Source organism: Dactylosporangium sp. CA-092794 (assembly GCF_050948465.1).
In the GTDB taxonomy this organism is placed as follows: domain Bacteria; phylum Actinomycetota; class Actinomycetes; order Mycobacteriales; family Micromonosporaceae; genus Dactylosporangium.
The window spans coordinates 3,488,930-3,513,997 of record NZ_CP192044.1 but is presented as its reverse complement, the minus strand read 5'-3'; the positions used below and the strand labels follow the sequence as shown (position 1 = coordinate 3,513,997).

The window sequence follows — 25,068 nt, the reverse complement described above, 5'->3', positions numbered from 1 at the left end:
TCAGTACCCGCCCAGCTCGTCGTCGAGGATGTCGAAGATCTCCTCGGCGGTGGCCGTGCCGAGGTCGGTGCCGCCGGGACGACGGTCGGTGCCGCCGGGACGACGGTCCGCTTCCACCAGGGCCGCGAGGCCGCGCAGCCGGGCGGCGAGCGGGTCGAGGTCGGCGGGGCTCAGCCCGGCCAGCGCCCGCTCCAGCCGGTCCAGCGCGGCGAGGACCGGCGGCTCCGGGTCGGCCGCCGGGGCCAGCGCGTCGGCGAGGTGGGCGGCCAGGCGCTCGGCGGTCGGATGGTCGAACACCACGGCGACCGGCAGGTCGAGCCCGGTGGCGGCGGCCAGCCGGTTGCGCAGGTTGACCGCGCTGAGCGAGTCGAAGCCGAGATCGGTGAACGCGACCCGGGGCCGGACGGCCTGCGGCCCGGCATGGCCGAGCACGTCGGCGACCTGCGCGCGGACCAGGCGCTGCACGGCCCGGCCGCGCTCGGCGGCCGGCAAGGCGGCGAAGTCCTCCGGCACCGGCGCCGCGGTGGCCGCCAACCCGGTGGCGAACCCGGCGAGCAGCAGGCTCGGGCGGGCGGCGGTGAAGGCGGGCAGCAGGTCGGGCCAGGACACGTCGGCGACCGTCGCGGCCGGGTCGCCGAGGCCGTCCAGCAGGGCGGCGACGGCGGCGGCGGGCGCGAGCGGGCGCAGGCCGCGCCACCAGGCCCCGGCGGTGTTGCCGGCCATGCCGGCGCCGGCCCACGGCCCCCAGGCGACGGCGGTGGCGGGCAGGCCCTCGGCCCGGCGGTGTTCGGCGAGGGCGTCGAGGTAGGCGTTGGCGGCGGCGTAGTTGGCCTGCCCGGCGCTGCCGAGCGTGCCGGCGACGGACGAGAACAGCACGAACGCCTCGAGCCCGCGGTCGCGGGTGAGCCGGTGCAGGTGCCAGGCGGCGTCGGCCTTGGGCGCGGCGACCGCGCGCATCGCCTCGGGGGTCAGCGCGTCGAGGACGCCGTCGGCGAGCGTCCCGGCCGCGTGGAGCACGGCGGTGAGCGGCCGGTCGACGGGGATGCCGGCGAGCAGGCCGGCGATCTGCGCGGGGTCGGTGAGGTCGCAGGTGGCCACGGTGGCCTCGGCGCCGCGCGCTTTCAGGTCGGCGACGAGCGTGTCGGCGCCGGGGGCCTGGGCGCCGCGGCGGCCGGCCAGCAGCAGGTGCCGGGCGCCCCGGTCGGCGAGCCCTCGGGCCAGGTGCGCGCCGAGCGCCCCGGTGCCGCCGGTGATCAGCACGGTGCCGCTCCAGCTCGGCGCGTCCGCCGGTGCGGGCTCCGCCGCGCGCACGAACCGGCGGACGTATGCGCCGGCCTCGCGCAGGGCGACCTGATCCTCGCCGGGCCCGGCGTGGCCGAGGGTCTCCACCAGCCGGTCGAGCGTGCCGTCCTCGACCGCCGGCGGCAGGTCGACGAGGCCGCCCCAGCGCTGCGGGTGTTCGAGGGCCGCGACCCGGCCGAGCCCCCACACCGCGGCCCGGGCCGGGTCGGTGGGTGCCTCGCCGGGTCCGACGCCGACCGCGCCCCGGGTCAGGCACCACAGGGGCGCGCCGATGGCGGCGGCGCCGAGCGCCTGGACGAGGGCGAGGGTGGGCGCCGGGTCCTCCGGCGCGGCGTCCGCGGGCGGGTCGGCCAGGGCCAGCAGGGAGACCACCCGGGACACCGGCGGCAGAGCGGCCAGGCCGTCGCCGCTCGCCGGCGCGTCGATGACCAGGGCGTCCGGGTAGCGGGCGACGAGGCCGTCGCGGACCGCCGCGACCACGGGCCCGGGGCGCGGGGGCGCGACGATCAGCCAGGTGCCGTCCGCGGCGGGCGGCGGAACGTCGGCTGGGGCGTACGGGTGCCAGGCGACGTGGTAGCGCAGCGGGTCGGCGGGCGGGGCGTTGCGGTCGGCCGTGGTCCAGTAGCGGGTGCGGCGGAACGCGTACGTGGGGAGGTCGACGCGGCGCGCCCCGGGCGGGAAGGCGGGCGCCCAGGCGACCGGCAGGCCGCGCGCGTAGAGGCGGCCGAGCGCGGTCAGCAGGTCGGTGACCTGGTCGCCGTCGCGGCGCAGCACCGGCACCACGGCCGTGTCCCGACCGGCGAGGATCTCGGCGGCGAGCGGGGACAGCACGGCGTGCGGGCCGGCCTCCACGTACACCGTGGCGCCGGTAGCTGCGGCCGCGCGTACCCCGTCGGCGAAACGCACCGTCTCCCGGGCGTGGCGCACCCAGTACTCGGGGTCGGTGACCTGCTCGGCGGTGGCCTGCTCGCCGGTCAGGTTGGAGATCAGGGTGAGCCGCGGCGGCCGCAGGTCCAGGCCGGCGATGACCGCCCGGAACTCCGCCAGCATCGGATCCATGGCCGGGGCGTGGAACGCGTGGCTGACCTGCAAGCGGGTGGTGTGCGCGAAGCGGGCCGCGGTCCGCTCGACCGCCGTCGCGGCGCCGGAGACCACGACCGAGCGGGGGCCGTTCACGGCGGCGACCACGGCGCCGTCGGCCAGCGCCGCGCGGACCTCCTCCTCGGCGGCGGCGATCGACACCATGGCGCCCCCGGCGGGCAGCTCGCCCATGAGCCGTCCCCGCGCGGCGACGAGGGTCGCGGCGTCGGCCAGGGACAGCACGCCGGCGACGTGGGCGGCGGCGATCTCGCCGGCCGAGTGGCCGAGGACGACGTCCGGGCGTACCCCGAAATCGTGCAACAGGCGGGCCAGCGCGACCTCGACGGCGAAGAGCGCGGGCTGGGTCAGGGCGGTGTGGCCCAGGTCGCCCGGCCCGTCACCGTGGACGGCGGCGGCGATGCCGGCCGGCAGCAGGGCGCAGGCCTCGTCGAATGCCCGCGCGTAGGCCGGGAAGCTCTGGTACAGCGCCCGGCCCATGCCGGCCCACTGGGCACCCTGCCCGGGGAACAGCAGCGCCACCCGCTCCCCGGCCCGGACCTCATCCACGATCAGCCCCGCGGTGTCGCCCTCCGCGAGGGCGGTGAGCCGCTTGAGCAGTTCGTCGCGGCCGGTGCCGAGCAGCACCGCGCGGCGGGGCAGGGCGGCGCGGGTGGTGGCGAGGGAGAAGCCGGCGTCGGCCGGGCTCAGGCCCTCGTCGGCGGCGAACCGCGCGGCGAGCCTGGCCGCCTGCGCAGACAGCGCCTCGGCGTCGTGGCCGCCGATGACCCACGGTACCGGCCGTCCGGCCTCCTCCGCCAGCGCCGGGGCCAGGGGCGGCGCTTCCTCGAGTACCAGATGGGCGTTGATGCCGGTCATGCCGAACGACGAGACGCCGGCCCGGCGGGGCGCGGCGGTGGCCGGCCACGGGCGCTGCTCGGTGAGCAGGGCGACGGTGCCGGCCGCCCAGTCGACCCGGGTGCTGGCGCGCTCGGCGTGCAGCGTGCGGGGCAGGATGCCGTGCCGCAGCGCCAGGACGGTCTTGATGACGCCGCCGACGCCGGCGGCGGCCTGGGCGTGGCCGATATTCGACTTCAGCGAGCCGATCCACAGCGGCTCGCCGGCGGGGCGTTCGCTGCCGTACGTGGCCATGAGCGCCTGCACCTCGATGGGGTCGCCGAGCGGGGTGCCGGTGCCGTGCGCCTCGACCGCGCCGACGTCGGCCGGCCGCAGCCCGGCGACGGCGAGGGCCCGCCGGATGACCCGCTCCTGCGAGGGGCCGTTAGGGGCGGTGAAACCGTTGCTGGCGCCGTCGGAGTTGACGGCGGAGCCGCGCAGCACCGCCAGGACGGGGTGGCCGTGGCGGCGGGCTTCGGAGAGCCGTTCGAGGACGAGCATGCCGGCGCCCTCGGCCCAGCCGGCGCCCTCGGCGTCGTCGGCGAAGGACCGGCAGCGCCCGTCCGGTGACAGCACGCCCAGTTCGCCGAACTGCTCGAAGCTGTCCGGGGTGGCCAGCACGGTGACGCCGCCGGCCACGGCGAGGGTGCAGTCGCCCTGGCGCAGCGCCTGCGCGGCCAGGTGGATCGCGACCAGCGACGAGGAGCAGGCCGTGTCGACGTTCATCGTCGGGCCCTGCAGCCCGAGGGCGTAGGCGATGCGGCCGGAGATGCCGGAGCCGGCGGCGCTGCTGTGCGGGTAGTCGTGGTACATCGCGCCGACGTAGACGCCGGTGAGGCTGCCGGCGAGCGAGGACGGGTCGATGCCGGCCCGCTCGACCGCCTCCCACGAGACCTCCAGCAGCAGGCGCTGCTGCGGGTCGGTGGCGGCCGCCTCGCGCGGGCTCATGGCGAAGAACGCGGCGTCGAAGTCGGCGGCGTCGTGCAGGAATCCGCCCCGGCGCACGGCCGCGGTGGTCTGCCAGCCGCGGTCGGCCGGGAAGCCGGTGATCGCGTCGACGCCGCCGGTGACGAGGTCCCACAGGTCCTCGGGGCTGCGCACGCCGCCCGGGTACCGGCAGCTCATGGCCACGATCGCGATCGGCTCGCCGCCGGGCTTCGGCGCGGGGGCCGGCGTCGCCGGGGCCGGTGCGGTCCGGGTGGCGAGGTGGCGGGCGACCGCCTCCGGGGTCGGGTGGTCGAAGACGAGGGTGGCGGCCAGACGCAGGCCGGTCGCCCGGGCGAGCGTGTTGCGCAGCTCCACGGCGGCGAGGGAGTCGACGCCGAGCTCCTGGAACGGGCGGGTGGGGTCGATCGCCGACGGTCCGTCGTGTCCCAGGACCGTCGCCGCGGCCACGCGCACCAGGTCGAGGAGATCCCGGCCTTGCCGGGGGGCGCCTGCTTGAGGGTTTCGCACAATGCCGCGGAGCACCGCCGGGATGCCGTCCGGGCGGGCGCGCAGGGCGGCGCGGTCGGGCTTGATGGCCACGACGGCGGCATCGGTACCGCGCAGTGCGGCGTCGAACAGCCGCAGGCAGGCGGCGGGATCCATGGGCGGCAGGCCGAGGCGGCGCATGCGGCGCAGGTCGGTGTCGCGCAGCCGGTCGGCCATCGCGGTGGCGGTGTCCCAGGCGCCCCAGGCGATCGAGACGGCGGGCAGCCCGGCGGCCTTGCGGTGCGCGGCCAGCGCGTCGAGCACGACGTTCGCGGCGGCGTAGTTGGCCTGGCCCGCGCCGAGCAGCAGGCCGGCGGCCGACGAGTAGAGCACGAACGCCGCCAGGGGCAGGTGCCGGGTCGCCAGGTGCAGGTTCCAAGCGCCGTCGGCCTTGGCGACCAGGACCCGGTCGAGCCGGTCCGCGGTGAGGGCCTCGAGGACGGCGTTGTCGGCGGCTCCGGCGGCGTGCACGACGGCGGTGAGCGGGTGCTCCGCCGGTATCCCGGCGACCAGCCGGGCGACCCGCTCCCGGTCGGCGACATCGCAGGCGACGATGTCGACGGTGGCGCCGAGGGCGGTCAGTTCCTCGCCCAGCGCCTCGGCGCCGGGCGCGTCCGGGCCGGTGCGGCTGGTCAGCAGCAGGTGGCGGACGCCGTGCTCGGTGACGAGGTGGCGGGCGAGGAGTGCGCCGAGCCCGCCGGCACCGCCGGTGATGAGCACCGTGCCGTCCCGGTCGAGCAGCGGTGCGCGGTCGCCGGGCGGCGGTGCCGGCACCGGCTCCAGCAGCGGGCGCAGCACGACCCCGCCGCGCAGGGCGAGCTGCGGCTCGCCGCCGTCGAGGCCTGCGGCCAGGGGTGGTCGATGGTGATCGTCAATGTCGACGAGGACGATCCGACCCGGATGCTCGTCCTGGGCGGCGCGGACCAGCCCCCATACCGCCGCGGCGCCCGGGTCGGGCACGGTGTCGCCGTCGGTCGCCGCGACGGCGCCCCGGGTGAGCACGACGAGCCGGGATCTGGCCGGGTCCGTCCCGCGAAGCCGAGCCTGCAGCGCCTCCAGCGCGGCGCCCGCCGCGGCCCGGGCGCGCTCCGGCAGTTCACCGATCCCCGGATCCGTCAGGTCGAGCACGTCATGGGCGGCCGGCGGCATCGCGTCCGTGCCGGCGACCGGGCTCCACCGCAGCCGCAGCAACTGTTCGCCGGAGGTGGAGGCGGCGCCAAGCTGGTCTGGGGTGACCGGGCGGCCGACGACGGAGGCGATCGTGGCGACCGGGCGGCCGCTCGGATCGGTGGCGGACATCGCGACCGAGCCGTCGGGGCCGGGCGAGAAGCGCACCCGCAGCGCGGTGGCCCCGGTGGCGTGTAGCCGGACCCCGGTCCACGCGAACGGCAGCAGCGTGGCGGCGCCGCCGGCGAGGGTGTCGGCCAGCAGGTTGGCGTGCAGGGCGGCGTCGAGCAGGGCCGGGTGCAGGCCGTAGCGTTCGGCGGGCGTGTTCAGGCCGACTTCGGCATAGATGTCGTCGCCGGCCCGCCAGGCCCGGTGCAGGCCGCGGAACGCCGGGCCGTAGGCGTAGCCGCGCTCCGCGAGCCGTTCGTAGAGATCCGCGGTGTCCAGCTCGACGGCGCCCTGCGGCGGGCACTCCTCGGCGGTGGCCGGCGCGGAAGCGGCGGCGACAGCGAGTTCGCCGCGGGCGTGGCGGGTCCAAGCGTCGGTGGCGTCGCGGCGGGAGTGTATGGCCAGGGAGCGCCGCCCGTCGGATTCGGCGCCGACCGTCACGCGCAGGTCGGCCGCCGCGCCGGCGGGCAGCGGCAGCGGGGACTCCAGGGTCAGGTCGGCCACCTCCACGGCACCGGTCGCGGCGGCGGCGCGCAGGGCCATCTCGACGAAGGCGGAGCCAGGGAGCAGGACCGTGCCGAGCACGGCGTGGTCGGCCAGCCACGGGTGGGTGTCGAGCGACAGGCGTCCGGTCAGCACCGCCCCGCCGCCGGGCAGGTCGAGGGCGTCCGGCAGCAGCGGGTGGCCGCGGCGGGCGGTGGACGAGAGCCAGTAGCGGCGGCGCTGGAACGGGTACGTCGGCAGGGGGACCCGCCGCGCGCCCGGGAAGAACGGCGTGAAGTCGACCGGCACGCCGGCCACGAACAGCTGGGCCAGGCCGCGGATCAGGCTCCGGTCGGCGTCCGCGTCGCGGCGCATCACGGCGGCGACCACGGCGCCGGGGCCGGCGACCTCGTGGACGGACGGGGACAACACCGCGTGCGGGCCGACCTCCAGCCAGGCGGTGGCGCCGGCGGCGGTCACCGCGTCGGCGAAGCGCACGGTTTCGCGGACCTGGCGCACCCAGTAGCCGGGCCGGTCCATGCCGTCCGGGCGCCCGGTCACCGTCGAGATCAGCGGCAGCGAGGGCCGGCGATAGGTCAGCCCCTCGGCGACCGTGCGGAACTCCTCCAGCATCGGGTCCATCAGCGGCGAGTGGAACGCGTGCGAGACGCGCAGCCGGGTGCTTCGCCGGCTCAGATCAGCGACGACCCGCTCGACCGCATCCGAGGCCCCGGACAGCACGACCGACCGTGGGCCGTTGACGGCGGCGATCGCGACCCGGTCGTCCAGCAGAGGGCGTACCTCCTCCTCGGACGCCTCGACGGCGACCATCGCGCCGCCGGGTGGCAGCGCCTCCATGAGCCGGCCGCGGGCGGTCACCAGGGCGGCCGCGTCGGGCAGGTCGAGCACGCCGGCGACGTGGGCGGCGGCGAGTTCGCCGATCGAGTGGCCGAGCAGGACATCCGGGTGTACCCCGAAGGAGGCCAGCAAGCGGGCCAGCGCCACCTCGACCGCGAACAGTGCGGGTTGCGTCCGGCCGGTGCGCTCCAGCGCCGCGGCGTCGGTGCCGAACGCGGCCGTGACCGTGCCCTCCGGCAGCACCGCCCCGACCTCTTCCAGGGCCCCGGCGAACACCGGGAACCGGGCGGCGAGCTCCCGGCCCATGCCGGGCCACTGGGCGCCCTGGCCACCGAAGACGTAGGCCAGGCGGCGCCCGCTCGCCGTGCCCCGCTCCAGGGGGACGAGGGCGCCGTCGCCGGCGAGCAGCACGGCGCGGTGCGGGAGCCGGGCGCGGCCGGCGACCAGTGACAGCCCGACGTCGGCGGGCGAGCCGGTCGGGTCCGTGGCGAGCCCGGCGATGCCTGCCTCCAGGGCGTCCGCATCGCGCGCGGCAACCACCCATGGAACGACGCCGGCCGGGGCGGTAGCGGCGGGAGCGGGCGCGGCGGGAGCGGGTTCCTCGAGGATGACGTGGGCGTTGGTGCCGCTGATGCCGAACGACGACACCGCGGCCCGGCGCGGGGTGGCCGCCTCGGGCCAGTCGCGGGCGGTGGCGAGCAGGCGGACCGTGCCGGCCGACCAGTCCACCGCCGCCGACGGGTCCGCGGCGTGCAACGTCGGGGGCAGGGTGCGGTGCCGCAGGGCCTGGATCATCTTGATGATGCCGGCGACGCCGGCGGCGGCCTGGGTGTGGCCGATGTTCGACTTCACCGAGCCGAGCCACAGCGGCCGTTCGGCGCTGTGCCGGTCGCCGTAGGTGGACAGCAGCGCCTGCGCCTCGATGGGGTCGCCGAGGGTCGTGCCGGTGCCGTGGCCCTCGACGGCATCGACGTCGGCGGGGGTCAGGCCGGCATCGGCGAGCGCGGCCCGGATCACCCGCTGCTGCGACGGGCCGTTGGGCGCGGTGAGGCCGTTGGAGGCGCCGTCGGAGTTGACGGCCGTGCCGCGGACCACGGCGAGGACCTCGTGGCCGTTGCGGCGGGCGTCGGAGAGGCGCTCGACCAGCAGCAGCCCGGCGCCTTCGGACCAGCCGACGCCGTCCGCGCCGGCGCCGAAGGACTTGCAGCGTCCGTCGGGGGCGAGGCCGCCCTGGCGGGAGAACTCGACGAACGTCTGCGGTCCGGCCATCACGGTCACGCCGCCGACGAGGGCCAGGTCGGACTCGCCGGAGCGCAGCGACCGTACCGCCAGATGGAGGGCGACCAGCGACGACGAGCAGGCCGTGTCGACGGTCAGGGCGGGGCCCTCCAGGCCGAACGTGTAGGCGATCCGGCCCGACAGCACGCTGCCCGCGTTGCCGGTGCCGACGTAGCCGGTGACCTCGTCGATGGCGGCGCCCGAGGCGGTAGCCGCGTAGTCGTGGTACATCAGGCCGGCGAACACGCCGGTCCGGCTGCCGCGCAGCGAGTCGGGCGCGATCCCGGCCCGCTCGAGCGCCTCCCACGACAGCTCCAGCAGCAGCCGCTGCTGCGGGTCCATGGCCAGGGCCTCGCGGGGCGAGATCTCGAACAGCGCGGCGTCGAACTCGCCCGCGTCGTAGAGGAATCCGCCGGACGCGGTCGCGGAGGTGTCGCGCAGCGCGGCGAGGTCCCAGCCGCGGTCGGTCGGGAGCCCGGCCACGGCGTCGCCGCCGCGGGCGACGAGGTCCCACAGCCGCTCGGGGGTGTCGGCGCCGCCCGGGTAGCGGCAGGCCATGCCGACGATGACCACCGGGTCGCCGTCGACCGGCGCCGGGCCGGCCGGCGCGTCCGGCTCCGGGGGCTCGGCGTCCGGAGCGAGCCGGGCAAGCAGGTGGTCGGTGAGCGTACGGACGGTCGGGTGGTCGAAGACGAGCGTCGCGGAGAGGGCCAGGCCGGTGTCGGCGCCGAGCCGGTCGCGCAGCTCGATCGCCATCAGCGAGTCGAGGCCCTGTTCGGCGATGGGCCGTTCGTCGTCGACGGCGTCCGTGGACGCGTGCCCGAGCACGGCCGCCAGGTGCCGGCGCACCAGGTCCCGCACCGGCGGGAGCGGCGCGGCCGCGACGGCGGCGCGGGGCGCGGGGACGAGGCCGGACCACAGCGGCGGTACGGCGGCGACGCGGTCGCGGCGGGCCGGGTCGAGCCGCACCGGCGCCACGACCGGCTCGTCGGTCGCGAGGGCGGCGTCGAGCAGGGCGGGCCCGTCGGCGGCGCCGATCAGGCCGAGCCCGGTGCGGGCGAGCCGGGCGAGGTCGGCGGGGCTCAGCTCGCCGGTCATGCCGGCGGCCGGGTCCCACGGACCCCAGGCGAGGGACTGCCCGGGCAGCCCTTCGGCGCGGCGCAGCCGGACGAGCGCGTCGAGGGCGGCGTTGGCGGCGGCGTAGGCGCCCTGCCCAGCGGTGCCGGAGATGCCGGCGATCGAGGAGTACACCAGGAAGGCCCGCAGCGACCGGTCCCTGGTCAGCTCGTGCAGGTGCCAGGCGGCGGCGACCTTCGGGGCCAGCACCGCCGCCAGCCGCTCGGCCGTGAGCGCGCCGAGCGTGGCGTCCTGCCGGACCCCGGCCGCGTGCACGACTGCGGTGACCGGCGACCCGGCGAGCAGGTCGGCCAGGGCGGCCCGGTCGGTGACGTCACACGCGGCGACGGTGACCTCGGCGCCCCGCGCCTCCAGCTCGGCGGCGAGCGCGGCGGCTCCGGGCGTGTCGGCGCCCCGCCGGCCGGCGAGGATCAGCCGCCGGACGCCGTGCCGGGCCACCAGGTGGCGGGCGAGGATCGCGCCGAGCCCGCCGAGCCCGCCGGTGATGAGGACGGCGTCGGTCGCATCGAGGCTCCCCGCCGCCGTGGCGCGGATGCGTTCGAGGCGCGCGGCGCGCAGGGTGCCGTCGAGCCCGAGCGAGAGCCAGGGTTCGGCGGAGCGGGGCGGCGCCGCGGGCAGGGTGCCGTCCGGGGTTTCCAGCAGCCGGAGCCGGCCGGGCCGCTCGGCCTGGGCGGAGCGGACCAGCGCGGCCGCGGCGGCCGCGGCGATCCCCGGGCCGGCGACGAACAGGGCCGGCTCGTCCGGCGGGAGGGTTTGCAACGCGTGCAGCGCCGCGGCGGTGGCGGCCAGCACGTCGTCCGGCGTGTCCCCCGCGCCGAGGGTGACGACCGTCGCGGGGCCGGCGTCGCCGGTGTCGGCGACCGGGGTCCACGCCACGCGCAGCAGGTCGCCGGGGACCGCGACGCGGGCCGGGCGCAGGGCGAGGGCGTCGACGGCCAGCAGCGGCGCGTCCGCGCGGTCGGTGACGACCAGCGTCACCGTACCGTCCGCGCCGCGGGTCAGGCGGACCCGGCGGGGGGTGCCGGGGCGGGCGGTGACGCCGGTGAAGCCGAACGGCAGCCGCGCCGGGCCGCCGGACGCCCAGGCGGCGATCGGGTGCAGGGCGGCGTCGAGGAGCGCCGGGTGGATGGCGTAGCCGGCGGGGTCGAGTCCGGCCGGGAGGTCGAGCTCGGCGTAGAGGTCGTCGCCGTGCCGCCGGAGGGCCGACAGGCCGTGGAACGCGGGGCCGTAGTCGAGGCCGGCCGCGGCGAGCCCGGCGCGCAGTTCGTCCGGGTCGACCGGCTCGGCGCCGTCCGGGAGCCACGGCGACACGCTCACCGAGGCCGTTTCGGCGGCGAGGGTACCGGTGGCGTTGCGCGTCCAGTCCGCGTCGCCGGTACGGCTGTGGATGCCGATCGGCCGCCGCCCGGCGGGGTCCGCGGCACCGACGGTGACCTGCACGCCGACCGTGCCCTCGGCCGGCACGGCGATCGGCTCGGTGAGCAGCAGCTCGGCCACGGCCGGGCAGCCGGCCCTGGCCCCGGCCTCCAGGGCCAGCTCCAGCAGCGCGGTGCCCGGCACGACGGCGGCGCCGCCGACGACGTGGTCGGCGAGCCAGGGGTGCGCGGCGAGGGACAGCTCGCCGGTGAGGGCCACGCCGCCGGTCTCGGGCAGCGGCACGGCGACGCCGAGCAGCGGGTGCCCCGAGCCGGGCGCCGGGACGGACCGCCGGCCGGATGGCCAGTACCGCTGCCGCTGGAATGGATAGGTGGGCAGGTCGACCCGGCGTGCGCCGGTGCCGGCGAAGACCGCTGCCCAGTCGGCGCTGACGCCGTGGGTGTGCAGTTCCCCGAGCGCGGCGGCGGCGGTGAGCTCCTCGTCGCGGCCGCGGCGCAGCAGCGGCACGGCGACGTCCGCCCCGGCCTCGCGGGCCAGCGCGCTCAGCACGCCGTCGGGTCCCACCTCCAGGAAGGCGGCGCGGACGGCGGTGATGGCGGCGTGGAAGCGGACCGGCTCGCTCACCTGCCGGACCCAGTAGCCGGGCGTGTCGACGGCGGCCGGGCCGCCGGTCACGGTGGAGACGACGGGGGTCGACGGCGGGTGGTAGGTCAGCGACTCGGCCACGGCGCGGAACTCGTCCAGCATCGGCGCCATGAGCGGCGAGTGGAAGGCGTGGTCGACCGGCAGCCGCCGGGAGCGGCGCCCGAGGGCGGCGACGATCCGCTCGAGCGGCTCCGCCGGGCCGGAGAGGACTATGGCCCGGGGGCCGTTGACCGCGGCGACGGCCACCCGGCCGTCCAGCAGGGGCCGGACCTCGTCCTCGGTGGCCTCGACCGCCACCATCGCGCCGCCGGCCGGCAGTGCCTGCATCAGCCGGCCCCGGGCGGTCACCAGCGTCGCCGCGTCGGCGAGGGACAGCACCCCGGCGGCGTGGGCGGCGGCGAGCTCGCCGACGGAGTGGCCGACGAGCGCGTCCGGGCGCAGGCCCCAGGAGGCGGCCAGCCGGAACGCCGCGACCTCGATCGCGAACAGACCCGCCTGGGCGAGGTCGGTGCGGCGCAGCGCGGTCTCGCCGGCGGTGCGCAGGGCGGCGACGAGGTCGCCCGGGAGGTGGGCGTGGACCTCGCGCAGCGCGTCGGCGAAGGCGGGGAAGCGGGCGGCGAGCCCGTCGCCCATGCCGGGGCGCTGGGCGCCCTGCCCGGTGAAGAGCAGGGCGAGGCGGGGCGGGTCGGCGGGCGTCCGGCGCACCTCGGCGGCGCCGTCGGCGAGCGCGGCCAGCCCGGCGACGGCGTCGGCGCGGGTCGCGGCGGCCAGGGCGGCCCGCTCGGCGAGGGCGGGGCGGGCGGTGGCGAGCGTGTAGGCGACGTCGGTGAGTCCGGCGGCGGGGTTGTCCTGGAGCCGGGCGAGCAGGCGGGCGGCCTGCTCGCGAACGGCGCCGGGGCTGGCACCGGACAGCAGCAGCGGCACGGCCCGCTCGGCCGCGGGCGCCGGGCGGGGCGCGTCGGGCGCCTGTTCGAGGATGACATGGGCGTTGGTGCCGCTGATGCCGAAAGAGGAGACGCCCGCCCGCCGGATCCGCCCGCCGCCGGGCCACTCGGCGGTGTCGGCGACCAGGTCGATCGCGCCGGCCGTCCAGTCCACCTGGGACGACGGCGCGTCGAGGTGCAGGGTGCGGGGCACGATGCCGTGCCGCATGGCCAGGACCATCTTGATGACGCCGGCCACGCCCGCGGCGGCCTGCGTATGCCCCAGGTTCGACTTGATCGAGCCGAGCAGCAGCGGCGTCGACCGGTCCTGGCCGTACGTCGCCAGCAACGCCTGCGCCTCGATCGGGTCACCGAGCCGGGTGCCGGTGCCGTGGCCCTCCACCACGTCAACGTCCACCGTGGACAGCCCGGCCGCCGCGAGAGCCTGCCGGATCACCCGCTGCTGGGCGAGCCCGTTCGGGGCCGTCAGCCCGTTCGACGCGCCGTCGGAGTTGACCGCCGTGCCGCGGACCACGGCGAGGACCTCGTGGCCGTTGCGGCGTGCGTCGGAGAGGCGCTCGACCACCAGGACGCCGACGCCCTCGGACCAGCCCGTGCCGTCCGCGGCGTCGGCGAAGGACCGGCAGCGCCCGTCCGCGGACAGCCCGCCCTGCCGGGCGAACTCCGCGAACACCTGCGGCGTCGACATGACCGCCACGCCGCCGATCAGGGCGAGGGAGCACTCCCCCGCGCGCAGCGACTGACCGGCGAGGTGCAGCGCGACCAGCGAGGACGAGCAGGCCGTGTCGACCGTGACCGCCGGGCCTTCCAGCCCGAGGGTGTAGGCCACCCGGCCCGAGGCCACGCTCCCGGCGCTGCCGTTGGCCCGGTGCCCCTCCAGGGGGTCGGCGGAATCGCCGAGGACGGCGGCGTAGTCGTTGTACATCACGCCGAAGAACACCCCGGTCGCGCTGCCGCGCAGCGACCGCGGGTCGACACCCGCCCGCTCCACCGCTTCCCACGACGTCTCCAGCAGCAACCGCTGCTGCGTATCGGTGGCCAGGGCCTCCCGCGGGCTCATCCCGAAGAAGCCCGCGTCGAACAGCGCCGCGTCGTGCAGGAAACCGCCGGAACCGGTCCGGTCCCAGCCCCGGTCCACCGGGAACGGCGAGATGGCGTCGCCGCCGCCGAGCACGAACCACCACAGCTCGTCGGGCGAGCCGATGCCGCCCGGGTAGCGGCAGGCCATGCCGACGATGGCGATCGGGTCGTCCGCGGCCGCCACCGGTGCCACCTGCGCGACGGTGCCGGCGGGGTCGGCATCCGCGCCGAGGGCCGTGAGCAGGTGGGCCGCCAGGTCTTCCGGAGTGGGGTACTCGAAGACCAGCGTCGCGGGCAGGCGCAGCCCGGTGGCGGCGGCGATCCGGTTGCGGAACTCGACCGCGGTCAGCGAGTCGAAGCCGAGGTCGCGGAAGGCGCGGCCGGGCAGGATGGCGTCGGCGCCCAGGTGGCCGAGGACGGCGGCGGCCTCGGCCCGCACGAGGTCGCGCACGGCGCGCTCCCGCTCGCCGGCCGGCAGCACGCCGAGCCGGGTGCCGAGGTCGGCGGCGGGGCCGGCCGCCGGGGCCGCGCCGGACGGGGCGAGGTCGCGCAGCAGCTCCGGCACCGGCGCCGGGAGGGCCGCCGGATCGAGGCGGGTCGCGACCGGCGCGGGGTCGGCCAGGGCGGTGGCCGCGTCGAGCAGCAGCAGCCCCTGCGCGTCGGTGAGCAGGGGCAGGCCGGCGCGGTGGCGGCCGCCGGTCATGCCCTCGGCGGTGGCCCAGGGGCCCCAGGCGATCGAGGTGGCGGGCAGGCCGAGGTCGCGGCGGTGCCGGGCGAGCGCGTCGAGGGCGGCGTTCGCGGCGGCGTAGCCGGCCTGGCCGGGGCTGCCGAACGTGGCCGACGCCGAGGAGAACAGCACGAACTCGGCGAGGGGCCGCCCGGCGGTCAGCTCGTGCAGGTGCCGGGCGCCGTCCACCTTGGGCCGCCAGACGGCGTCGACCTGCTCCGGGGTGAGTGCGGTGACGACGCCGTCGGCGAGCACGCCGGCGGCGTGGACGACCGCGGTGACGGGGTGCACGGCCGGGATGTCCGCGAGCAGCGCGGCGACGGCTTCGCGGTCGGCGACGTCGCAGGCGGCCACGGTCGCGGTGGCGCCGAGCGCGGCCAGCTCGGCGACCAGGTCGTCGGCGCCGGGGGCGGCCGGGCCGCGGCGGCCCGCGAGGAGCAGGTGGCGGGCGCCGGATGCGGCGAGGTGCCGGGCGACCAGCCGGCCGAGGCCGCCGGTGCCGCCGGTGATCAGGACCGTGCCGTCCGGGTCGCGCCGGGACGGCAGGGTGAGGACGACCTTGCCGACGTGCCGGGCCTGCTGGACGTGGCGGAAGGCGGCGCGGGCGCGGCGCACGTCGAAGGCGGTGACCGGCAGCGGCCGCAGCGCGCCGGCCGCGAACCGGTCCATGAGGGTCGCGAGGAGCGCGCGGAGGCGCTGCGGCCCGGCGTCGGACAGGTCGAAGGCCCGATAGTCGACCCCGGCCGGGACGCCCTCGGCGCGGACGTCGGTCTTGCCCATCTCGGCGAACCGGCCGCCGCGCGGCAGCAGCCGCAGGGAGGCGTCGACGAACTCCCCCGAGAGCGAGTTGAGCACGACGTCGACGCCGCGGCCGCCGGTGACGCGCAGGAACTTGGCGGCGAAGCCGAGGGTGCGGGAGGAGGCGATGTGCTCGTCGTCGAGGCCGAGTTCGCGCAGCGCCGGCCACTTGGCCTCGCTCGCGGTGGCGAAGACCTCGGCGCCGAGGTGCCGGGCGAGCTGGATAGCGGCCATGCCGACGCCGCCCGCCCCGGCGTGGATCAGCACGGCCTCGCCGGTGCGCAGGCCGGTGAGGTCGGTGAGCGCGTAGAGGGCGGTGAGGAACACCAGGGGCACGGAGGCGGCCTGCTCGGTCGTCCAGTGTTCGGGTACCCGGACGAGAAGGTGCTCGCCGGTGACCGCGACCGGGCCGAAGGCACCGGAGAGCACGCCGGCGACCCGGTCCCCGACGGCGACGGCGGTGACGCCGGGGCCGATCTCGGTGACGACGCCGGCGCCCTCGCCGCCGAGGAGGCCCGGGTCGCCCGGGTACATGCCGAGGGCGTTGAGCACGTCGCGGAAGTTGACGCCGGCGGCGTGCACGGCGAGACGGACCTCGCCGGGACCAAGCGGGGCGAGGACCTCCGGGCAGGGGGCCAGGGTGAGCGCGGCGAGGCTGCCGCGCCGGCGGGTGTCGAGCCGCCACGGGGTGTCCAGGGGCGGGATGAGGTCGTCGCCGTCGGCGGCCCGGGCGAGCCGGGGCACGAGCAGTTGCCCGTCGCGGACCCGCAGCCGGGGCTCGCCGGACGCCACGGCGGCGACGGAGTCGGCGGTGGCCTCCCCGTCGAGGACGGCGAACCGGCCGGGGTGCTCGGCCTGGGCGGAGCCGACGAGGGCGGCGACGGCCTCGTCGGCGGTGGCGACGATCAGCCGGGCGGCGGCGTACCGCTCGCCGGCGAGCCACTCGCGCAGCAGCCCGAGGACCTCGACGACCCGGTCGCGGGACGGGCCGGGCGGCACCGGCACGACCACCACGGCCGGCACCTCCCGCAGCCCGGCCAGGTCGCCGGTGACCGTCCACTGTGGCGGGTCGGCGGCGGGCGGCTCCGGCAGCGGCCGCCAGCGCACCTCGAACAGCGAGTCGGTCGGCACCGGCCGGGCCCCGGCGACCGCGGCCGGCTTGGGCCGCAGCGTGAGCCCGCCGACGGTGAGCACGGGGGTCCCCGCCGGGTCGGCGGCGAGGATCGCGACGGAGTCCGGCCCGGTGCGGCGCAGCCGGACCGACAGCGCCGCGGCGCCCGCCGCGTGGCCGGTGACGTCGCGCCAGGAGAACGGCATCCGGCCGGCGGCGGCCGCGTCCAGTCCGGCCAGCCCGGTGGCCTGCAGCGCGGCGTCGAGCAGCGCGGGGTGCAGCTCGAAGCCGTCCGCGCCGCCGTCGGGCAGGGCGACGTCGACGTGGAGGTCCGGGCCGTGCCGGCGGGCGGCGCGCAGGCCGCGGAACGGCGGTGCGTAGTCGAATCCGTCGGCGGCGGCCCGCTCGTAGAAGTCGTCGACCGCGAGGGGTTCGGCGTCCGGCGGGGGCGGGCCGATCGGTTCGGGGTGGGCGGGGCCGACGGCGAGGACGCCGGAGGCGTGCCGGGTCCACACGTCGCCGGTGCCGGCGTGGACGGTCAGCTCGCGGCGCCCGTCGTCGTCCGGGGCGGCCGCGGTGACCCGCAGGTCGACGCCGCCGCGGCCGGGCAGTTCCAGGGGCGCGTGCAGGGTGAGCTCCTCGACCCGGGGTGCGCCGGCGAGGCGGCCGGCGCGCAGGGCGAGCTCGAGAAAGGCGGTGCCGGGCAGGATGACCCGGCCGTCGACCCGATGCCCGGTCAGCCACGGGTGGGTGCGGGCCGATACCCGGCCGGTGAGGACCAGGTCGCCGGAGCCGGGCAGGGTCAGGGCGGCGGAGAGCAGCGGGTGGCCGACGGGGGTCAGGCCGAGCGCGTCGGGCGTGGCGGGCAGGGGCGGGCCGGGCCAGTACCGCCGGTGCTCGAACGGGTAGGTGGGCAGCTCGGCGCGGCGGCCGGCGGGCAGGGTGGCGGCCCAGTCGACGTCCAGACCGCGCTCGTGCAGCCGGCCGAGGGCGCCGAGGTACGTCAGGGGCTCGTCGGCCTTGGCCCGCAGCGCCGGGACGGCGAGTTCGCCGGGGGCCGGCTCGTGGCCGCCGAGCAGCCCGCACAGGGTGCCGTCCGGCCCCAGCTCCAGGAACGTCGTGACGCCGGAGCCGCGCAGGGTGCCGATCGCGTCGGCGAAGCGGACGGTGCCGCGCACCTGCTCGGCCCAGTAGCCGGCGGTGTCCATCGCGGCCGGTTGCCCGGTGGCGGTGGAGACCAGCGGCGTGGCCGGGGCGTGGAAGGTGATCCCGGCGAGGACGGCCCGGAAGTCCTCCAGCATCGGGTCCATGAGCGGCGAGTGGAACGCGTGCGACACCCGCAGCCGGCTGCTACGCCGCCCCAGACCGGCGACAACCCCCTCAACCGCATCGGCCGCACCCGACAGCACGACCGACCGCGGACCATTGACCGCCGCGATCACCACCACACCGACCAGCAGGGGCAGGACCTCCTCCTCGGACGCCTCCACCGCCACCATCGCACCGCCCCCGGGCAACGCCTGCATGAGCCGCCCCCGAGCCACCACCAGCGCCACCGCGTCCGGCAGGTCGAACACACCCGCCACGTGCGCCGCGGCGATCTCCCCGACCGAGTGCCCGGCGAGCATGTCGGCGCGCAGGCCGGCGGACTCGGTGAGCCGGTGCAGGGCGACCTGGAGGGCGAAGAGGGCCGGCTGGGCGTACTCGGTGCGGTCCAGCAAGGCGGCGTCGGGTGTGCCGGGTTCGGCGAGCATGACGTCGCGCAGCGGCCGGTCGAGGTGGCGGTCCAGCTCGGCCAGGACGGCGTCGAGGGCGGTCGCGAACGCGGGGAACCGCGCGGCGAGGGCCCGGCCGGCGCCGGCGCGCTGGGTGCCCTGACCGCTGAAGAGCAGGGCGAGGCGGCCGGGTGCGGCGGCCGGGCCGGTCGGCAGCGGCCCGTCGAGGGCGGTGAGGAGGTCGTCACCGGCGCCGGCGAGGACGGCCCGGTGCTCGTAGGGCGGGCGCGCGGTCGCGAGGGCCCGGGCGACGTCATCCGCGGGTGCGGGGCGGGCTTCGAGCCGGTCGCGCAGGCGCGCCGCCTGGAGTCGTAATGCTTCGGGGGTACGGGCGGACAGCGGCCACGCGACGGGGCTCACCGACGGCGCGACGGGCGCAGGGATCGGGGGCGCCTGTTCGAGGATGACGTGGGCGTTGGTGCCGCTGATGCCGAACGACGACACGCCGGCCCGCCGCGGGCGGGGCTCCTCGGGCCACGGCTCGGTGCCGGCGGCGAGCCGGATCGCCCCGGCCGCCCAGTCGACCTGGGACGACGGCGCGTCGGCGTGCAGCGTGCCCGGTACCAGGCCGTGCCGCATGGCGAGGACCATCTTCATCACGCCGGCCACGCCCGCGGCGGCCTGCGTGTGGCCGATGTTCGACTTGATCGAGCCGAGCAGCAGCGGCGTCGCCCGGTCCTGGCCGTACGTCGCGAGCAACGCCTGCGCCTCGATCGGGTCGCCGAGCCGGGTGCCGGTGCCGTGGCCCTCCACCACGTCGACATCCATCGTGGACAGACCGGCGGTCGCGAGAGCCTGCCGGATGACCCGCTGCTGCGACGGGCCGTTCGGCGCCGTCAGCCCGTTCGAGGCGCCGTCCTGGTTGACCGCCGACCCGCGCACCACGGCCAGGACCTCGTGACCGTGGCGCCGGGCGTCGGAAAGCCGCTCGACCACGAGCACGCCGACGCCCTCGCCCCAGCCGACGCCGTCGGCGCCGTCGCCGAAGGCCTTGCAGCGGCCGTCGGGTGCGAGGCCGCCCTGCCGGCCGAACTCGGCGAACACCCCGGGCGCCGACATGACGGTGACGCCGCCGACCAGCGCGGCCGAGCACTCCCCCTGCCGCAGCGCCTGGGCGGCGAGGTGCAGCGCGACCAGCGACGACGAGCAGGCGGTGTCGACGGTCAGCGACGGGCCCTCGGCGCCGAGCGCGTAGGAGAGCCGGCCCGACAGCACGCTGGCGGCGTTACCGGTGCCGGCGTGGCCGCCCGCGTCCGCGCCGGAGGCGGCGAGCACGCCGGCGTAGTCCTGGCCGTTGGTACCGATGAAGACCCCGAGGTCGGTGCCGCGGACCGACAGCGTCGGCACCCCGGCCCGTTCCAGGGCCTCCCAGGCGACCTCGAGCAGGAGCCGCTGCTGCGGATCCATCGCGAGGGCCTCGCGGGGCGACACCCCGAAGAACGCGGCGTCGAACCCGGCGATGTCGGCCAGGAACGCGGCCCGGCGCGGGATCGGCGCGCCGGTGGCGGCCTCCAGCTCGTCGAGGTCCCAGCCGCGGTCGGCGGGGATGTCGCCGACCGTGTCCCGCCCGGCGGCGAGGAGCTCCCACAGGCCCTCGGGGGTGGTGACGCCGCCCGGGAAGCGGCAGGCCATGCCGACGATGGCGATCGGGTCGCCGGTCGCCGGCGCCGCGGCCGGTGCCGCAGGTGTGGTCGCGGGCCGGCCGGCGAGCAGGAGGACGCGCAGGTGGCGGACCAGCGCCTCGGGGTTCGGGTGGTCGAACAGCAGCGTGGCGGGCAGCCGCGCCCCGGTGGCGGCGGCGAGGCGGTTGCGCAGCTCCACGGCGGTGACGGAGTCGAAGCCGAGGTCCTTGAAGGCGCGGCGGGGCCGCACGGCCTCGGCGGATGCGTGGCCGAGCACGTCGGCGGCGGCGTCGACGACCACGCGCAGCAGCAGCGCGTCCCGCTCGGCGGCGGGCAGCGCGGCGAGCCGGTCGGCGAACCCGGCGTCCGGCGCCCCACCGTCCGGCCCGGCGAGGGCGCGCCGGGCGGCGCGCGGGGCGAGCAGGGCGAACTCGTCGGGCGGCCCGGTCCGGGCGCGCAGGGCGGCCGGGTCGAGGGCGAGCGGCACGAGGACGGCGTCGTCGTGGGCGAGGGCGGCGTCGAACAGGGCCAGCGCGTCGCGCTCATCCAGGGCCGGCAGGCCCGACCGGGCGAGGCGGTCCCGATCGGCGCGGCCGGCGAGCCCGCCTTCGGTGTCCCACAGGCCCCAGGCGAGGGAGACGGCCGGCAGCCCGGCGGCGCGGCGCTGGGTGGCGAGGGCGTCCAGGACGGCGTTGGCGGCGGCGTAGGGGCCGAGGCCCGCGCCGCCGAGCAGCCCGGCGGCCGAGGAGAACAGCACGAACGTGTGCGGCGGCCGGTCGGCGGTGAGCTCGTGCAGGTGCCGGGCGGTGTCGGCCTTGGCCCGCAGCACGGCGGCGAGCCGGTCCGGGGTGAGCGCGGTGAGCAGGCCGTCGGCGCTGATCCCGGCGGCGTGGACGACGGCAGTGAGCGGGTGTTCGGCGGGGACGCCGGCCAGCAGGGCGGCGACGGTGGCCCGGTCGCCGAGGTCACCGCCGGCGATCCGGACGCTCGCGCCGAGCTCGGTGAGGGCGGCGGCAAGGCCGGCGGCGCCCGGGGCCTGGGCGCCGCGGCGGCCGGCGAGCAGGAGGTGCCGCACGCCGTGCTCGGTGACGAGGTGCCGGGCGAGGACCGCGCCGAGGGCGCCGGTGCCGCCGGTGATGAGGACGGTGCCGTCCGGATCGAGCGGGACGGCCGGTCCGGCGGGTTCGGGGCCGCGGCCGAGCCGGGGCACGAGCACCGCTCCGCGCCGGACGGCAAGCCGGTCACCGTGGCCCGGCACGGGCCCGTCGCTGTCGGTGTCCAGCAGGACGAACCGGCCGGGGTGTTCCGTCTGCGCCGCGCGGACCAGGCCCCAGACGGCGGCGCCGGCGAGTTCGCGCACGGGCTCGTCGGGCGCGGTGGAGACGGCGCCCCTCGTCCGCACGACGAGCCGTGCTCCGCCGTCGTCGGCCAGGAACCGTTGCAGCGCGGCCAGTACCGACCGGGTGGCCTCGTGGACGTCGGCGCCGGCCGGCACGTCCAGCACGACGGCGTCCGGGCCGGGCGCCGCGCCGGGCGCCGGGACCCAGTCGAGGCGCAGCAGGCGTCCCGCGCCGCGCGGGCGCGGCGCCGAGGGGTCGTAGGGCCGCAGCGTCAGCCCGGCGGCGGCGACCGGGCGGCCCCGGTCGTCGGCGGCGAGCAGGCTCAGCGCGTCGGGCCCGGTCCGCCGCAGCCGCACCCGCAGCGCGGCCGCGCCGGTGCCGGCGATCGTCACGCCGTCCCACGAGAACGAGATCCGGGCCCCGGCCGCGCCGTCGAGCAGCCCGGCCGCCTGCACGGCGGCGTCGAGCAGGGCGGGGTGCAGCCCGTAGCGGCGGGCGTCGGCGGCCTCCCGGTCCGGCAGCGCCACCTCGGCGAAGACGTCGCCGTCGCGCCGCCAGGCGGCCCGCAGCCCGCCGAACGCCGGGCCGTAGCCGAAGCCGGCCCCGGCGAGCCCGGCCCGCAGCTCGTCGAGGGGCTGCTCCACGGCGCCGGCCGGCGGCCACGCGGCGAGCTCGGCGGCGTCGACCGGCGCGCCGGCGGTGGCCAGGGTGCCCGTGGCGTGCCGGGTCCAGGAGCCGTCGCCGGCCCGGGAATGGATGGTGATGCTCCGCCGCCCGGCCGGGTCGGGGGCGCCGACCGCGGTCTGCACGGTGACGGCGCCGCCGGGCTCGACCGGCAGCGGCGCGGTCAGGGTCAGCTCCTCGACGACCGCGCAGCCGGTGCGCTCGGCCGCGTGGCCGGCCAGCTCGACCAGGGCGGTGCCGGGCACGAGTACCCCTCCGCCCACGACATGGTCGGCGAGCCACGGCTGCATGCGGGCCGACAGCCGCCCGGTGAACAGCACCGCCTCGCCGCCCGCGACGCTGAGCGCGGCGCCGAGCAGCGGATGTTCGGGCGCGTCCAGGCCGAGCGCGCCGGGGTCGGCGGTAGCGGCGGGGCGGGGCCAGAAGCGGGTGCGGCGGAAGCGGTACCCGGGGATCGGGACCCGCCGCGCGCCGGGAAACACCGCGGCCCAGTCGACCCGCACGCCGCGCCCGTGCGCCTCGGCCAGGGCGGCGGCGAGGCGCTGCGGCCCGCCCGCGTCGCGGCGCAGCGTGCCGAGGGCGGCGACGGACCGCCCGGCGGCCTCGGCGGTCTGTTCGACGCCGGCGGTGAGCACCGGGTGCGGGCTGCACTCCACGAACGTGTCGAAGCCCTCGGCGAGCAGCCCCTCCACGGCGGCGGCGAACAGCACCGGCTCGCGCAGGTTGCGGAACCAGTACTCGGCGTCGAGGCCGGCGCCGTCCTGCCAGTCGCCGGTGAGCGTGGACCGGATCGGCACGCCGGCCGGGCCGGGGGCGATCGGGGCCAGGTCGGCCAGGAGCCGGTCCCGCAGGGCGTCGGCGGCCGGGGAGTGCGAGGCGTAGTCGACCGGGACCATCCGGGCCCACACGCCGTCGGCACCGCAGCGGGCCAGGAGCGCCTCGAGGCTGTCGCGGGCGCCGGACACGACGGTGGCGTCCGGCCCGTTGACCGCGGCCACCACGGCGCCCGGGCCGAGGCGTTCCCGCACCCAGCCGGCGGGGGCGGCGACGGACAGCATGGTGCCGGTGCCGGCCAGCGATCCGGCGACGGCGGCGCTGCGCAGGGCGACGATGCGGGCCGCGTCCGGCAGGGACAGGGCACCGGCCACGCAGGCGGCGGCGATCTCGCCCTGGGAGTGCCCGACGACGGCGGCCGGACGCACGCCGTAGGACTGCCACACCGCGGCCAGGCTCACCATCACCGCGAACAGCGCGGGCTGGACGACCTCGACTCGCTCCAGCGGGTCGCCGCCGCGGATCACGTCGGTCAGCGACCAGTCCACGTACGGCGCCAGGGCCCGCTCGCAGTCGGCCATCCGGGCGGCGAACACCGGCTCGGCGTCGAGCAACTCGCTCGCCATGCCGGCCCACTGGCCGCCCTGGCCGGGGAAGACGAAGACGATGCCGCCCTCGGCGAAGGCGTCGGCGCCGGGCACCACGCCGGGCGCGGTGCCGCCGTCGGCGAGGGCGGCGAGGGCCTCGGCCAGCCGGTCGCCGGCGCCCACCACGGCCGCCCGGTGCGCCAGCGCGGCTCGGGCGGTGGCCAGCGACAGACCGACGTCCTGCGGGGCCTGGTCCGGGTGGGCTTCCCGCCAGGCGAGCAGCGCGGCCGCCTGGTCGGCCAGCCCGGCCGCGGTGGCCGCGGACAGCACCCACGGCACGGCGGGCCGCGCCGGGCCGGGCGCGGCCGGCTCCGCCTCCGGCGCCTGCTCGACGATGACGTGGGCGTTGGTGCCGCTGACCCCGAACGACGAGACGCCGGCCCGGCGCGGCCGCCCGGTCGCCGGCCACGGCCGCTGCTCGGTGAGCACCCGGACCGCGCCCGACGCCCAGTCGACCCGGGTCGACGGCACGCCGGCGTGCAGGGAGCGCGGCAGCACGCCGTGCCGCATGGCCTGGATCATCTTGATCAGCCCGGCGACGCCGGCGGCGGCCTGGGTGTGGCCGAGGTTGGACTTCACCGAGCCGAGCCAGAGCGGTTCGGTGCGCTCGCGGCCGTAGGTGGCCAGCAGCGCCTGGGCCTCGATCGGGTCGCCGAGGGTGGTGCCGGTGCCGTGCCCGTCGACCGCGTCGACGTCGGCGGGGTCGAGCCCGGCCGAGGCGAGGGCCTGGCGGATCACCCGCTGCTGTGACGGGCCGTTGGGGGTGGTGAGGGTGGTGGAGGCGCCGTCCTGGTTGACCGCGGTGCCGCGGACGACGGCCAGCACGGTATGGCCGTTGCGGCGGGCGTCGGAGAGCTTCTCCAGCACGAGCACGCCGACGCCCTCGGACCAGCCGGTGCCGTCGGCGTCGTCGGAGTACGACCGGCAGCGGCCGGACGGCGACAGCGCCCGCTGCCGGCTGAAGTCGACGAACGCGTCGGCGGTGGCCATGACGGTGACGCCGCCGGCCAGGGCCAGGTCGCACTCCCCGGCCCGCAGCGCCTGCCCGGCCAGGTGCAGCGCGACCAGCGACGAGGAGCAGGCGGTGTCGACGGTGACGGCCGGGCCCTCCAGGCCGTAGGTGTAGGCGAGCCGGCCCGACAGGACGCTGCCGGCGGTGCCGACGCCGAGGAAGCCCTCCGCCTCGGCCGGGAACTCGACCGGACCGGTGGCGTAGTCATGGTACATCGCGCCCACGAACACGCCGCCGCGGCTGCCGCGCAGCGTGTGCGGGTCGATCCCGGCGTCCTCGAACGCCCGCCACGACGTCTCCAGCAGCAGCCGCTGCTGCGGGTCCATGGCGAGGGCCTCGCGCGGGGAGATGCCGAAGAGTTCGGCGTCGAAGGCGGCGACGTCGCGCAGGAAGCCGCCGTGGCGGGTGTACGAGGTGCCGGGGTGCTCCGGGTCGGGGTGGTAGAGGGCGGCCAGATCCCACCCGCGGTCGCCGGGGAACTCGCCGATGCCGTCGCCGCCGGCCAGCACCAGCCGCCAGAGGTCGTCGGGACCGTCGATGCCGCCCGGGTACCGGCAGGCCATGCCGACCACGGCGATCGGCTCGTGCCGGCCGGACTCCAGCTGCAGCACCCGCTCCCGGGCCTGGAGCAGGTCGGCGGTCGCCTTGCGCAGGTAGCCGCGCAGTTTCTCTTCGTTGCTCATGGCCACCGT

1 protein-coding gene is annotated in these 25,068 nt (G+C 78.3%); it reads right to left on the bottom strand.

Translation table 11 applies throughout. The annotated features are described in order from the left end of the window. On the bottom strand, positions 1-25,065 hold the full coding sequence (locus ACQPXD_RS15075) for an SDR family NAD(P)-dependent oxidoreductase (protein ID WP_432843844.1): 25,065 nt from the start codon (positions 25,063-25,065) through the stop codon (positions 1-3). Between the last annotated feature and the right edge of the window lie 3 nt (positions 25,066-25,068).